Here is a 12,806-nt window from a genome sequence, read left to right on the forward strand (position 1 = left end):
CGTGCGCACCCCCAACGGCCAGCCCGGGTTCCTCGGGTTCGTCCACCGTCGCCGCCGCGGCGCCGAGCTCTTCCTGCTGATCATCGCGCTCGCGGTCGGCATCGGCGGCTACGCCGCCGTCGGCATCGGCGTCGACGGCGCGGTCCCCGCCAACATCGTCGGCTACGGCGGCTGGCTGGTGGTCCTGATCGTCGCCTGCCACGTCGCCGTCCGCATCGCCGCGCCGTACGCCGACCCCGTGCTGCTGCCGGTCGTCGCGGCGCTCAACGGCCTCGGCCTCGCGGTGATCCGGCGCATCGACCTCGCCCAGATCGAGGCGGTCAAGGGCACCGACAAGGCGCCCAAGGTCTTCGCCAACGACCAGCTCGTGTGGATGACGATCGGCGTCGCGCTCTTCATCGGCACCCTCGTGGTGCTGCGCGACCACCGTGTCCTCCAGCGCTACACCTACACCACCGGTCTCGCCGCGATCCTGCTCCTCATCCTGCCGCTGATGCCGGTGATCGGCGTCGACCACTACGGCGCGCGGATCTGGGTCGACCTCGGCCCCGTCGGCATGCAGCCGGGCGAGGTCGCCAAGGTGCTCCTCGTCATCGCGTTCGCCGGCTACCTCGTGGTCCACCGTGACGCGCTCGCGCTCGCGGGCCGCCGCTTCCTCTTCGTCGACCTGCCCCGCGGGCGCGACCTCGGCCCGATCCTCGCGATGTGGCTGATCAGTCTCGGCATCCTGGTCTTCCAGAACGACCTCGGCTCGTCGCTGCTCTTCTACGGCATCTTCCTGACGATGCTCTACGTCGCGACCGAGCGGCCGGGCTGGCTCGTCGTCGGCGGCGCCCTCTTCGTCGCGGGCGCGCTCGGCGTCTACTCGTTCGCCGGCCACGTCCAGCTGCGTGTCGAGGCCTGGCTGCACCCGTTCGGCGCCTGGGAGACCGGCTCTCAGCAGGTCGGCCAGTCGATGTTCGGCATGGCCTGGGGCGGCCTGCTCGGCCGTGGCTTCGGCCAGGGCCGGCCCACGCTGATCCCGTTCTCCGAGTCCGACTTCATCATGGGCGCGATCGGCGAGGAGCTCGGCCTGACCGGCGTCATGGCCGTGATCCTGCTCTACGGCCTCATCGTCGAGCGCGGCCTCCGCACCGCACTGGTCTGCCGCGACGGCTTCGGCAAGCTCGTCGCCTGCGGCCTCGCGGTCATCTTCGCGATCCAGGTCTTCGTCGTCATCGGCGGCGTCACCGACCTGATCCCGCTGACCGGCCTCACCACCCCGTTCCTCTCGTACGGCGGCTCGAGCCTCGTGGCCAACTGGGTGATCATCGCCCTGGTGCTGCGCATCTCCGACCAGGCCCGCCGCCCGATCCCGGACCTCTCCTTCGAGGAGCCGTCCGAGGCCGAGACCACCCAGATCGTCAAGGCGGTCCGTCCGTGAACAAGCCCATCCGCACGCTGTCGCTCTTCTGCGGCCTGCTCTTCCTCGTCCTGCTCGGCAACGCGACGTACCTCCAGTACTTCAAGGCCGACTCGCTGTCGAAGAGCTCGCTCAACCGCCGCGTGATCGAGGCGTCGTTCGCCCGCGAGCGGGGCGCGATCCTCGTCGGGGGCGAGCCGGTGGCACGCTCGGTCAAGGCCGACGACCGCTACAAGTGGCAGCGCCGCTACCCGCAGGGCCCGCTGTACGCCCACGAGACCGGCTGGTTCTCCTTCTTCTCGCAGTCCGGCATCGAGCGCTCGCAGAACCAGGTCCTCTCCGGCGACGACCCGCGCCTCTTCGCGCGGCGCCTGGCCGACCTGCTCGGCAGCGGCCAGCCCAAGGGCGGCAGCGTCGAGCTCACCCTCGACCCCAAGGCCCAGCAGGCGGCGTACGACGGGTTGCAGGCGCTGGGCCAGGGCATCCAGGGCTCCGTCGTGGCGATCGAGCCGGCGACCGGGCGGATCCTCGCGATGGTCTCGCTGCCGTCGTTCGACCCCAACCGGCTCGCCTCCCACGACCTGTCGCGGGTCTCGAAGGCCGACAGCCGACTCGAGGGCGACACCGCCCAGCCCAAGCTCAACCGCGCGATCCGCACGACGCTGCCGCCGGGCTCGACGTTCAAGCTGGTCACCGCCGCAGCCGCCATCGAGAACGGCCTGTACGACGCGGAGTCGATGGTGCCCGCGGGTGCCGGCTACCAGCTCCCGCAGAGCAGCTCGGTCGTCCACAACTCCACGGGCAGCGCGTGCAACCCGCAGCAGATCACCCTGAAGTACGCCCTCGAGTGGTCCTGCAACACCGCCTTCGCCAAGATCGCGGTCAAGCTCGGCAACGCCAAGATGAAGAAGATGGCCGAGGCGTTCGGGTTCAACGACACCGCGCTGACCGACCTCCCGGGTGAGGTCCAGAGCGTCTACCCGACGCTCAACGAGCCCAACACCGCGCTCTCCGGCTTCGGCCAGTCCGACGTCCGGGCCACGCCGCTGCAGATGGCGATGGTCGCCGCGGGCATCGCCAACGGCGGCATCGTGATGACGCCGCACCTGGTCGACGAGCTCCGCTCTCCCGACTTCGACTCGCTCGACAAGACCAACCCGACGACGTACCGCCGGGCGATCTCGTCGGCGACCGCGCGCCAGCTGACCGACATGATGGTCGGCGTCGTCGAGGAGGGCACCGCGGCCACCGCTGCGATCCCGGGCATCCGCGTGGCCGGCAAGACCGGCACCGCGCAGACCGGCCGCAGCGACATCTCCAACTACGCCTGGTTCACCTCCTTCGCCCCGGCCGACGACCCGCAGGTCGCGGTCGCGGTGATGATCCAGAACAGCCAGCGCTCCAACGGCGAGATCTCCGGTGGCGGCCTCGCCGGCCCGATCGCGAAGGCCGTCATGGAAGCGGTGATCGGCAAGTGACGCGGTACGCCGACGACCTGGAGCGCTACGAGCTCCTCGAGCGCATCGCCACCGGAGGCATGGGCGAGGTCTGGCGCGCCACCGACACGGTGCTGCACCGCCCGGTCGCGGTGAAGCTGCTCAAGGCGGAGCTCGCCGACGACCCGGAGTTCCGCAAGCGGTTCGAGACCGAGGCCCGCCACGCGGCCTCGCTCCACCACCCGGGCATCGCGGCGGTCTTCGACTTCGGCAGCACCTCGACGCAGGGCCACCCGCCGTACCTCGTGATGGAGCTGGTCGAGGGCCAGCCGCTCTCCGCGCTGCTGCGCAAGGGCAAGGGCATGCCGCCCGAGCCCGCCGTCGCGCTGGCGGTGCAGGTCGCCGACGCGCTCGCCGCGGCCCACGCCTCCGGCATCGTCCACCGCGACATCAAGCCGGCCAACCTCCTCGTCACGCCCGACCGGCGCGTCAAGGTCACCGACTTCGGCATCGCGCGGGCGGGTGACGCCGTCGCGCTGACCCGCACCGGGCAGGTCATGGGCACGCCCCAGTACCTCTCCCCCGAGCAGGCCGAGGGCGGCACCGCCACTGCGGCGAGTGACGTCTACTCGCTCGGCGTCGTGCTCTTCGAGTGCCTGGCGGGTGAGCGTCCCTTCGACGCCGACTCCCCCGTCGCGACCGCGCTCGCCCACATCCGCCAGCCGGTCCCCGACCTGCCGCGCAGCATCCCTGCCGACCTGGCGGCCGTGGTCCACCGCTGCCTCGCCAAGGACCCCAGGGAGCGCTACCGCGACGGCGCCGCCCTCGCGGCTGCCCTGCGCAACCCCTCCGGCGCTGCGGCAGCGCCGGCGACGGTCCCCGTCGCGTCGGCCCTCGGCGTACCTGTGGCGCCGCCGGGCCCGGAGACCGCCGTCCTCCCGGCGACGAGCGTGCAGCGCGTCGTCGACCCCGCGGACGACGAGCGGTCGGGTGGCGGCCTGGCCTGGCTGCTCGCGCTGCTCCTCGGTGCGCTGATCGTGCTCGTCGTCTGGCTGCTGTGGCGCGCTGCCGACGACAAGCCCGCGCCGACCCCCTCGACCTCGCAGACGGTGACCGTGACGCCCACGCCGAGCGAGACCACCGTGACCCTCCCCGCCTCGGTGTGCGAGGGCGACATCAGCGACGTCGTCGACTCCGTCAACCGGCGCGACCTGGTCGCCGACCGCGAGCAGGTCGACAACCCGGGCGACGAGGTCGAGGGTCAGGTCATCGACTGCTCGCCGACCGGCCCGCTCCCGACCGGCACGTCGGTGACCGTCCGCTACTGGGGCCCGGCCCCGACGCCGACGGAGACGCCCAGCGACACCGCGAGCGCTACCCCGACTGACACCCCGTCGACCTCGCCCACCGTCACCACGAGCCCGCTTCTTCCGGAGGCAACCCCATGACCAACCAGGCAGGAGTCGTCGGCGGCCGCTACGAGCTCGGCGAGCTGCTCGGCCGCGGCGGCATGGCGGAGGTCCGCAAGGGCACCGACACGCGCCTCGGCCGCGTCGTCGCGGTCAAGCGCCTGCGCACCGACCTGGCCGGCGACCCGACGTTCCAGCACCGGTTCCGCCGCGAGGCGCAGTCGTCGGCGTCGCTCAACCACCCGGCGATCGTCGCGGTCTACGACACGGGTGAGGAGCCGGGCGACGACGGCGTCCCGCAGCCCTACATCGTCATGGAGTACGTCGCCGGCCGCACGCTGCGCGACATCCTCCGCGAGGGCCGCAAGATCCTCCCCGAGCGCGCCCTCGAGATCACCTCGGGCGTGCTCTCGGCCCTCGACTACAGCCACCGCGCGGGCATCATCCACCGCGACATCAAGCCGGCCAACGTCATGCTCACCCCGGCGGGCGACGTGAAGGTCATGGACTTCGGCATCGCGCGCGCCATCTCCGACGCCTCCTCGACGATGACCCAGACCGCGGCCGTCGTCGGCACCGCGCAGTACCTCTCCCCCGAGCAGGCCCGTGGCGAGTCCGTCGACTCCCGCTCCGACGTCTACTCCACCGGCTGCCTGCTCTACGAGCTCCTGACCGGCCGGCCGCCGTTCGTCGGCGACTCCCCGGTCGCGGTCGCCTACCAGCACGTGCGCGAGCCGGCCCAGCCGCCGTCGACGTTCGACCCCGACATCCCGCCGGAGCTCGACGCGATCGTGATGAAGGCGCTCACCAAGCGCGTCGAGGACCGCTACCAGTCGGCCGCCGCCATGCGCGCGGACATCGAGCGCTACCTCGCGGGCCACGCCGTCCAGGCCCCGCCCGTCGCCGCGGTCGCGCCGACGGCCGTCGTCGCGGCCGCCCCCGCGCCGTACGCCGCCACGACCGGGAGCCACACGGCCGTCGGGCTGCCCGTGGTCACCGAGGAGGAGCCACGCCGGCGTCGTGCCTGGTGGTTCTGGGGGCTGCTCCTCGTGCTCCTCGTCTTCCTCATCGCCTGGGGGCTCCCTCAGCTGATGAAGGACGACGCCCCGCAGCAGGCCAAGGTGCCCGGCGTCGTGAAGCTGATGCAGGCCGCTGCCGAGCGCACACTGCGCGCCGACGGCTTCGAGCCCGAGGTCACGACCGCGGCGAGCCGTGCGGTCGCGCGCGGCCGCGTCATCTCCCAGGACCCGACCGCGGGCACCCTGTTCGACCTCGGCGGCACGGTGCACCTCGTGGTCTCCGCCGGTCCCCCGACCGCGACCGTCCCCGACGTGACCGGCCGGCCGGTCGACGAGGCGCGCCAGGTCCTCAAGGCCGCGGGCTTCGACGTGGTGACGAAGGTCCGCCAGTCCGACGAGCCCAAGGACCAGGTGGTCGACCAGGATCCCGTCGGCGGCCAGACCGTCGTCGAGGGCCGCACCGTCACGCTCTACCTGTCCGACGGACGCGAGCGGATCCCCAACGTGATCGGCAAGAAGCAGGGTCGTGCCTGTGACCTGATCCGCGAGCGCGGCTTCCAGTGCGAGGTCAAGCAGTTCAGCGCGACGACGGAGCCCAAGGGCACCGTGGTCGACCAGCTGCCGGGCGCGGAGGAAGCCGACGAGGGCACGGTCGTGACGATCTACGTGTCGACGTACGTCGAGCCCACGCCGACCCCGTCACCGACCGCCACCGCCACGACCAACCCGACGGCCACGCCCGACCCGGGCACGACGACCAACGGCAGCATCTTCCCGCTGCCCTGACGTCGCGGGCCTCACTTGAGGGGCTTGGCGTACTCCGCGCGGATCGGACCCGTGTAGGGCTGCGCGACCAGGTCGTAGCCGCGCTCCAGGCTCCACCCGATCGCGATGTCGGGCTCGGCGGCCTGGTCGCGGTAGACCTGCAGGTAGCCGTCGTCGGCGATCCGCTGCTCGAGGGCATCGGCGTCGCCGATCGCGGTGATCCTGTAGGGCTGCGGGAAGTAGAGGCCGTTGACCTGCACGGTGCTGCCCGCGCACTGGACACCGGTCGTCGAGACGATCCGCTGGCCCTGGATCGTGACGGCCTTCGCACCCGCGGCCCACATCGCGTTGACGACAGCCTGGATGTCCTGCTGGTGCACGACGAGGGTGTTGATGTTCTGGTCGCTCGTCTCGCGGACGTCGCGCGGCGCGTCGGACAGCGTCACCGTCACGCCCTCGCCGGTGACCCGGGACAGGCCCGCGACGCCCTTGAGCCGGCGTACGGCCCGCTGGGTCTTGCGCGCGCCGAGCGCCTTGCCGGTGGCGCTGAGGGCGTCGACCTGGCGCGTCAGGTCGCGGCTCTCGCGGCGGAGGTCGCGGAGGTGGCGGTTCTCGACCTGCACGAGGCCGGCGAGGTCGGTGGTCCGCCCGGGGCGCAGGTCGGTGCCCTCGCTGTTGGCCGCGCTGACCGCGAACAGGCCGCCGGCGCAGAGGAAGACCACGGGCGTCACCACGGCCCAGGGGCGGTGCTGACGGCGCGGGGTGGTCATGCCCACTACGCTAGCCGGGTCGCGCGCAACCTGCGCGGCCACCTACCGATGGAGGACACGTGTCGAAGAGCAAGGCCACCGCAACGGCTCCGATGGGCCTCGACCCGCTCAGGGGCCCGATCTTCTCGGTGCGCTTCGTCCTGTCGCTGCTCCTGATCGCCGCCGGCATTGCCGCGGTCGTCCTGTGGACGATCCACCTGCACGACGTCTACGCCTGGCAGAGCACGGGCAAGGGCAAGGAGCCCGCGCCGCTGATCCCCGGCACCAAGAAGCTCGACAACTGGAACTGGGTGATCGGCTTCGGCCTGGTCTTCCTCGGCCTGATCGTCGCGGCGCACCCCAAGACCCCGCTCGGCCGCGGCCGTGGCCCGGTCGTCGGCATGCTCGGCTGCTTCCTGATCGGCCTGATCTGGATCTGCACGTTCTACGTCTTCGCCAACCGCGCCCCCGGCTCCGACGGCGCGGTCTGGCTCCTCTCCGACCTGCAGCAGTACAACCTGATGGTCGGCATCGGCTTCATGGCGGTGGGCTTCACCTACGCCACGAAGTGGGAGTGACCTCTCTCCACACACTGCCGTGAACGCCCCGTCCTTGTGGACGGGGCGTTCCGCATTTGTGGTCCTGACCTGCGGAATCACACGCCTGTAAGTTATCCACAGCAGTTATCCACAATGTGCATAACTCTCCCCGCCGACCTCCCGGAGGCGGCGCCGCAGGCGCCCCCGGCGCGCGCCACGCGCGCGACGCCGTCAGGCGAGGGCGGCGGCGCGCAGGGCGAAGAGCGCCACCAGCACCATGACGTACGCCGCGAGGCCAGCGCCCTGCCACACGTTGCGGCGCTCGCGCGGCGCGAAGGCGAGCAGCCCCATCAGCAGCAGGCCACCGAGGAAGCCGCCGAGGTGGCCCTGCCAGGAGACCGTGCCGCGGGCGAAGACCGTGTAGGCGGCGTTGATGCCGATCCAGACGAGGATGGTCTGGGCGTCACCGCGGAGCTTGACCGCGACGACGAGCAGGGCTGCCATGAGGCCGAAGATCGCGCCGGAGGCACCGAGGGTGGAGGCGTAGGTCGGCGCAAGCCAGAAGACAGCGGCGGAGCCGGCGAGCCCGGAGAGCAGGTAGAGCGCGAGGAAGCGAGCGCGGCCGAGCACCATCTCGAGCTGGGGACCGAGCACCCACAGCGCGAGCATGTTGAAGCCGATGTGCATGACCTCGACGTGGGTGAACATCGAGGTGACCAGCTGCCACCAGGCACCGTCGGCGACGCCGGGCAGCCAGTCGCCGAGGCCGCGGCACGCGGCCTGGGAGGCGTCGGGCCAGGCGTACTGCCCGCGGGCGCAGATGCCCTGCGATCGCAGCGCCAGGATGTCGACCCAGCGGCTGGCGGCCCCGCCGGTCGCGACGACGAGCAGCCAGACCGCGGCGTTGATCGCGATCAGGACGATCGAGGTGAGGGCCGGGTTGCTCGCCCGCACGCCGCCGTACGCCGTGCGGCCGCTGCGCGTCTGGCGCGCGCCGCTCTTCACGCACTCGGGGCACTGGAAGCCGACCGCGGCGTCACGCATGCAGTCGGGGCAGATCGGCCGACCGCAGCGCTGGCAGGAGATGTGCGTCTCCCGCCCCGTGTGCCGGTAGCACTGCGGGGCGGGAGGCGCGGAGTCACTCAAGGCAGATCAGCGGGTGATCTCGACGGACTCGATGACCACGGGCTCGACGGGGCGGTCCATGGCACCGGTCTTGACGGCCTCGATGGCGTCGACGACGGCCTTGGACTCGTCGTCGGCCACCTCACCGAAGATCGTGTGGCGGTTGGTCAGCCACGGGGTCTCGACCGTGGTGATGAAGAACTGCGAGCCGTTGGTGCCCGGGCCGGCGTTGGCCATCGCGAGCAGGTAGGGCTTGTTGAAGGAGAGCTCCGGGTGGAACTCGTCCTTGAACTTGTAGCCCGGGCCGCCGATGCCCTGACCCAGCGGGCAACCGCCCTGGATCATGAAGTCCTTGATGATGCGGTGGAAGACGAGGCCGTCGTAGAACTTCTCGCCCGAGCGACCAGCGTCGTCGGTGTAGTCCTTGGTGCCCTCGGCCAGGCCGACGAAGTTCTCCACCGTCGCGGGCGCGTGGTTGGGGAACAGGTTGATCGTGATGTCACCCTTGTTGGTCTTCAGGGTGGCCTTCAGGTCAGACATGGCTGCCTCTCCGGGTTGAAGTCAAGTGCGCTCCTGAGCGTACCGGGGGCTGGCGACACCCCGCGGTGTGCGGCAGGATCGCCGCATGGCGAAGACCAAGGGCAAGGAGCTCGTCGACCTCATCGACGAGCTCGCTCCGCAGATCGAGAAGACGCTGCACCAGCTGGCCACCAAGGGCCCGAAGCTCATGGACAAGGGCCGCAAGATGGCGAAGTCCAAGGGGGCGAAGGTCCCGAAGAAGCACGTCGGCCAGGCGCCTGCGAGCGCGCTGACGAAGAAGCTGGTCGTCCTCGGCGGGCTCGGCGCCCTCCTCGTCATGGCCGTACGCCGCGCGCTCGGCGGCGGCAGCGAGTGGCAGGTCGACCCGTCCCCCATGCCCGGGGCTGCGCCGACCGAGCCCGTCGATCCCGGGGCTGCCGAAGAGGTCGAGACCGACCTCGGCTGACGTCCGTCAGCTGACGAGCGCGGGCACCTCGGCGCGGATCTTCGCCTCGACGCGACGCTCGACCCAGAAGATCAGGCCGGGGACCAGGCCGGCGAGCAGCATCAGGCCGAGGAAGGCGAGCTTCCACCCCGCCCGCTGCGACAGGAAGAACGCCGCGACGACGTACGCCATGTAGATCCAGCCGTGGCCGACGGCGACGATCGGCGTCAGCGTCTCGCCGAAGGACTGGACGGACCCACCCTCGGGGAAGAGGTACTTGCAGATCATGCCGAGGGCCAGCGCGAGCAGCAGCGTGCCGACGACGTAGGCGAGCGTCTTGTAGACGGGGAAGAGCTTCACGCCGGGAACGGTACCCGCGCCAGCCTCACTCTTCGACGTCGTCCTCGTCACGCCGCAGCACCTCGTCGACCAGCCACCGCCACCACATGAAGACGACGAAGCCGCCGAAGAACCACCACTCGACGGCGTAGAAGAGGTTCCGGATCGCGGAGAAGCGCGGTGCCGGCGGGAGCTGGTCGAGCTCGGCCTTCTCCAGCCCGGCATCCGTCGCAGCGGCGATCACGTAGCCGCCGTACAGGTCCTGGTGGACGAAGTGCAGCGCGTCGGCGATGCGGAGCTGCGGGAGCACGTCGTCGCTGGTGTCCTCGTCGACCTCGCCGGTGCCCTCGGCCGGCTGGAGCCAGCCCTTCAGCGTCACCGTGCCCGAGGGTGCCTGCGGACGGGCGCCAGCCGAGGCAGTCCAGCCGCGCACGACCGGGATCGCCGACTTCGTGCCGTCGACGGCGACGGGCGTGACGACCCAGTAGCCCTCGACCTTGCCACGCTCACGCCCGCTCACCACGAACGTCGACACCGGCAGCCACCTGCCGGCGACGGTGACCGGCTGGCCGACGTACTTCGCAGGGAAGGGGTCGTCGGGGCCGAGCGCCTTCGAGAGCGGGATGGCCGCTGCGGTGGTGACGTCGAGCGCCGAGGCCGCGCGCTTGGTCTTCCACGCGTCGAGCTGCCAGACACCCAGCATGACCGCGGCAGCGAGGAGGGCCACGGCGAGGAGGTGGACCGCCCAGTAGCGCGGCGACAGCGGATGCGGGCGGTCTGGCACGCCGCCACCCTACGATCAGGCCATGACGACACGGATCCACCACCTCGACTGCGGGACGATGCACCCCTTCGGTGCGCCGGGCGGGCGGCTCATGCCGCGCCGCATGGTCGCGCACTGCCTGCTCGTGGAGCGTCCCGAGGGGCTGGTCCTCGTCGACAGCGGCTTCGGCACCGGCGACCTCGCCGACCGGAAGCGGCTGGGCCGTCCGTTCCTCAGCCTCGTGCGGCCCGAGCTGGCCCCGGAGCAGACCGCCGTGGCCCAGCTGGCCGCCCTCGGCCACGCCCCCGACGACGTCACCGACGTCGTCCTCACCCACCTCGACGTCGACCACGCCGGCGGCATCGGCGACTTCCCGCACGCGCGGATCCACGTCGCCGCCGAGGAGCACCGCGCGGCGATGGACCCGGCGACGCTGCTCGAGAAGCGCCGCTACATCCCGGCGCAGTGGGCCCACGGCCCGCAGTGGCGCACCCACGAGGCCGGCGGCGACGACTGGTTCGGCTTCAGCGGCGTGCGCGCGCTCGGCGACGACGTCGTCCTCATCCCGCTGCGCGGCCACACCCGCGGCCACTCCGGCGTCGCGGTCCGTACGCCGGAGGGCGGCTGGCTGCTCCACGCCGGCGACAGCTACTTCTGGCACGGCGAGCTCGAGCGCCCGCCGGCGTACAACTACGGGCTGGTGGGCTTCCAGAAACTGATGGCGGTCCACGAGAAGGAGCGCCGCACCAACCAGGAGCGGCTCCGCGAGCTGCGCGCCGGGCACCCCGAGGTCACCGTCTTCTCCGCGCACGACGAGACGGAGCTCGCGCCCCTGCTCTGAGCTGCTCGGACCTGCCCTGACGCAGCCGCTAGAGCCGGTCGCAGATCGCGAACGGCAGCAGATCCGCGACCGTGACCGCCGCCGCGGCCTGGGGTGACGTCGGGGTGAGCCCGACACGACCCGACGACGGGTCGACGAGCACGTCGGACCGGAAGCCTGAGGTGAAGCCGCGCGAGCCCTTCACCACGGGCCACGCCTCGGTGATCTGGCCGCGCGCGATGAGGTCGCCGCGGTCCTCGCCGAGCCGCGCGGTCGCAAGACCGTCGGCGAACGACACCGAGAACGCCGTCAGGTCGTCGAGGTTGCGCGGGTCCAGCTCGCCGATCAGCGTCCCCTTGTCGGCCGCCGACGCGCCGGACCCGAGCGCGTCGTCCACCGGCACACACCCCCGCCGGAGGTACGCCGACTCCGCGCCGTCGTCGGTCAGGTCCGGGAGCGCGGGGTCGGCCGCCCAGACCGGATCGCCCTCGCCTGCGACGCCCTTCACCAGCAGGTGCTCCTTCGCCATCACGGTGGCGCCACGGAGCGCCTTCGCGTGGCGGGCGGCCTGCACACGCCGCATGTCGAGGTCGGGACGGAACGCCACGACATACCCGGAGCCGTGGGGGCCGGTGAACCGGACCTCCCAGTCGACGTCGTCCTCGGTGAAGCCGCGGTCGGGCCACCGCGCGCCGTCGGCGAACAGGCCGGCGGTGAAGAGGACAGCCTGGGCCCGCGCCTGCGCCCAGAACGCCGCGCGGTCCGCCGCCGGGTCACCGCTCGTCAGGTCCGGTACGCCGAAGCGCGCCCGCATCGCGTCGAAGTCCGTGATCGTGACGACCGTGGCCTCGGCCGGCACGAGCGCGAGCGCACGCCAGGCCTGGCCGGTCGGGTGAGCGGGAAGCGCGAGCGAAGGCGGGATCTCGGTCGGCGTCGGTGCGACGGGTGGCGGCACAGCGGGGGCGCCGCAGCCCGCGAGCACGACGGTCGCGAGCACCGCCCCGAGTAGAGTCCGCACGGCAGCAGGGTAAGCGGTCAGATGCGACCGGCCCGCTTCGCCTTCAGCGCACGCTCCTCGTCCTTGATCCGAACCCCGCCCTCCCCGAGCGGGACCACGTGGCCGTCGGCGCAGCGCACCTGTGCCTCGAGGACCGCGCCGCAGTCGCGGTGGACGAGCTCGACGCCGCTGTAGTGATCGTCGGCGAGGCCCTCGCCCCACTGCATGAGCGCGACGATCACGGGATAGAGCCGGCGCCCCCGGTCGGTGAGGACGTACTCGTCGCGCGTCCGCTTGCCCGGCTCGCGGTACGGACGGCGTTCGACGATGCCGTCGGCGTGGAGCTGCTTGAGCCGGCCGGCGGCGACGGCCTCGCTCAGTCCGGTGCGGCGGGCGAGCTCGTCGAAACGGTGGCCGTCGTAGAGCAGCTCGCGCACCAGCACCATCGCGGACCGCGTGCCGACGACGTCGAGCGCGCG

The 12,806-nt window shown here is 71.8% G+C and carries 14 protein-coding genes; 7 read left to right on the plus strand and 7 right to left on the minus strand.

The features are described 5' to 3' along the window. The first annotated feature begins 1 nt into the window (after nucleotide 1). From IEX47_RS07555 to pknB, 4 genes are read left to right on the plus strand one after another with little or no spacing between them, the layout of a single operon-like run. Nucleotides 2-1,423, plus strand: coding sequence for an FtsW/RodA/SpoVE family cell cycle protein (locus IEX47_RS07555; RefSeq protein ID WP_188783404.1), 1,422 nt, complete (start codon nucleotides 2-4; stop codon nucleotides 1,421-1,423). Continuing rightward, nucleotides 1,420-2,880 (plus strand): peptidoglycan D,D-transpeptidase FtsI family protein, encoded by a 1,461-nt coding sequence (locus IEX47_RS07560; RefSeq protein ID WP_188783405.1) that lies wholly within the window; start codon nucleotides 1,420-1,422, stop codon nucleotides 2,878-2,880. The genes IEX47_RS07555 and IEX47_RS07560 overlap by 4 nt, the downstream gene beginning before the upstream one ends. After that, a complete protein-coding gene (locus IEX47_RS07565) occupies nucleotides 2,877-4,286 on the plus strand; it encodes a serine/threonine-protein kinase (protein ID WP_188783406.1) in 1,410 nt (469 codons plus the stop codon). Before IEX47_RS07560 ends, IEX47_RS07565 begins: the two co-directional genes overlap by 4 nt. Continuing rightward, nucleotides 4,283-6,052 (plus strand): Stk1 family PASTA domain-containing Ser/Thr kinase, encoded by a 1,770-nt coding sequence (pknB, locus tag IEX47_RS07570; RefSeq protein ID WP_188783407.1) that lies wholly within the window; start codon nucleotides 4,283-4,285, stop codon nucleotides 6,050-6,052. Before IEX47_RS07565 ends, pknB begins: the two co-directional genes overlap by 4 nt. A gap of 11 nt (nucleotides 6,053-6,063) precedes the next feature. On the opposite strand, the gene IEX47_RS07575 is transcribed toward pknB, so the two are convergent. Then, nucleotides 6,064-6,801, minus strand: a complete 738-nt coding sequence (locus tag IEX47_RS07575; RefSeq protein ID WP_188783408.1) for a DUF881 domain-containing protein — start codon at nucleotides 6,799-6,801, stop codon at nucleotides 6,064-6,066. Nucleotides 6,802-6,860: 59 nt separating this feature from the next. Here IEX47_RS07575 and IEX47_RS07580 point away from each other — a divergent pair, with 59 nt between their 5' ends. Next, nucleotides 6,861-7,358, plus strand: a complete 498-nt coding sequence (locus IEX47_RS07580) for a cell division protein CrgA (protein ID WP_229662715.1) — start codon at nucleotides 6,861-6,863, stop codon at nucleotides 7,356-7,358. Between the two features lie 192 nt (nucleotides 7,359-7,550). Here the strand turns inward: IEX47_RS07580 and IEX47_RS07585 are convergent, their stop codons facing one another. Beyond that, on the minus strand, nucleotides 7,551-8,363 hold the full coding sequence (locus IEX47_RS07585) for a rhomboid family intramembrane serine protease (RefSeq protein ID WP_229662716.1): 813 nt from the start codon (nucleotides 8,361-8,363) through the stop codon (nucleotides 7,551-7,553). Nucleotides 8,364-8,471: 108 nt separating this feature from the next. Further along, entirely contained in the window at nucleotides 8,472-8,984 is a 513-nt protein-coding gene (locus tag IEX47_RS07590) for a peptidylprolyl isomerase (RefSeq protein ID WP_188783410.1), read from the minus strand. 85 nt (nucleotides 8,985-9,069) lie between these two features. On the opposite strand from IEX47_RS07590, the gene IEX47_RS07595 reads away from it, so the two are divergent. Beyond that, nucleotides 9,070-9,429: a hypothetical protein gene (locus IEX47_RS07595; RefSeq protein WP_188783411.1), complete on the plus strand. Its 360-nt coding sequence runs from the start codon at nucleotides 9,070-9,072 to the stop codon at nucleotides 9,427-9,429. 6 nt (nucleotides 9,430-9,435) lie between these two features. On the opposite strand, the gene IEX47_RS17920 is transcribed toward IEX47_RS07595, so the two are convergent. Continuing rightward, nucleotides 9,436-9,768, minus strand: coding sequence for a DUF3817 domain-containing protein (locus IEX47_RS17920; protein WP_229662717.1), 333 nt, complete (start codon nucleotides 9,766-9,768; stop codon nucleotides 9,436-9,438). 25 nt (nucleotides 9,769-9,793) lie between these two features. After that, a complete protein-coding gene (locus tag IEX47_RS17925; RefSeq protein ID WP_229662718.1) occupies nucleotides 9,794-10,531 on the minus strand; it encodes an SURF1 family protein in 738 nt (245 codons plus the stop codon). Nucleotides 10,532-10,553: 22 nt separating this feature from the next. Between IEX47_RS17925 and IEX47_RS07605 the strand changes: the two genes are divergently transcribed. Continuing rightward, nucleotides 10,554-11,351: an MBL fold metallo-hydrolase gene (locus tag IEX47_RS07605; protein ID WP_188783413.1), complete on the plus strand. Its 798-nt coding sequence runs from the start codon at nucleotides 10,554-10,556 to the stop codon at nucleotides 11,349-11,351. 28 nt (nucleotides 11,352-11,379) lie between these two features. On the opposite strand, the gene IEX47_RS07610 is transcribed toward IEX47_RS07605, so the two are convergent. Continuing rightward, on the minus strand, nucleotides 11,380-12,348 hold the full coding sequence (locus tag IEX47_RS07610; RefSeq protein ID WP_188783414.1) for a hypothetical protein: 969 nt from the start codon (nucleotides 12,346-12,348) through the stop codon (nucleotides 11,380-11,382). A 17-nt stretch (nucleotides 12,349-12,365) separates the two neighbouring features. Further along, nucleotides 12,366-12,806, minus strand: a 441-nt coding sequence (locus tag IEX47_RS07615; protein ID WP_229662719.1) for a winged helix-turn-helix transcriptional regulator, incomplete at its 5' end; no start/stop codon positions are given.

This window comes from Nocardioides phosphati, assembly GCF_014646375.1.
In the GTDB taxonomy this organism is placed as follows: Bacteria; Actinomycetota; Actinomycetes; order Propionibacteriales; family Nocardioidaceae; genus Nocardioides; species Nocardioides phosphati.

Coding starts and splice junctions, on each gene's coding strand:
- pknB (WP_188783407.1), top strand. CDS start 4,283: ATGACCAACCAGGCAGGAGTCGTCGGCGGCCGCTACGAGCTCGGCGAG.
- IEX47_RS07575 (WP_188783408.1), bottom strand. CDS start 6,801: ATGACCACCCCGCGCCGTCAGCACCGCCCCTGGGCCGTGGTGACGCCC.
- IEX47_RS07585 (WP_229662716.1), bottom strand. CDS start 8,363: ATGCGTGACGCCGCGGTCGGCTTCCAGTGCCCCGAGTGCGTGAAGAGC.
- IEX47_RS07590 (WP_188783410.1), bottom strand. CDS start 8,984: ATGTCTGACCTGAAGGCCACCCTGAAGACCAACAAGGGTGACATCACG.
- IEX47_RS07595 (WP_188783411.1), top strand. CDS start 9,070: ATGGCGAAGACCAAGGGCAAGGAGCTCGTCGACCTCATCGACGAGCTC.
- IEX47_RS07605 (WP_188783413.1), top strand. CDS start 10,554: ATGACGACACGGATCCACCACCTCGACTGCGGGACGATGCACCCCTTC.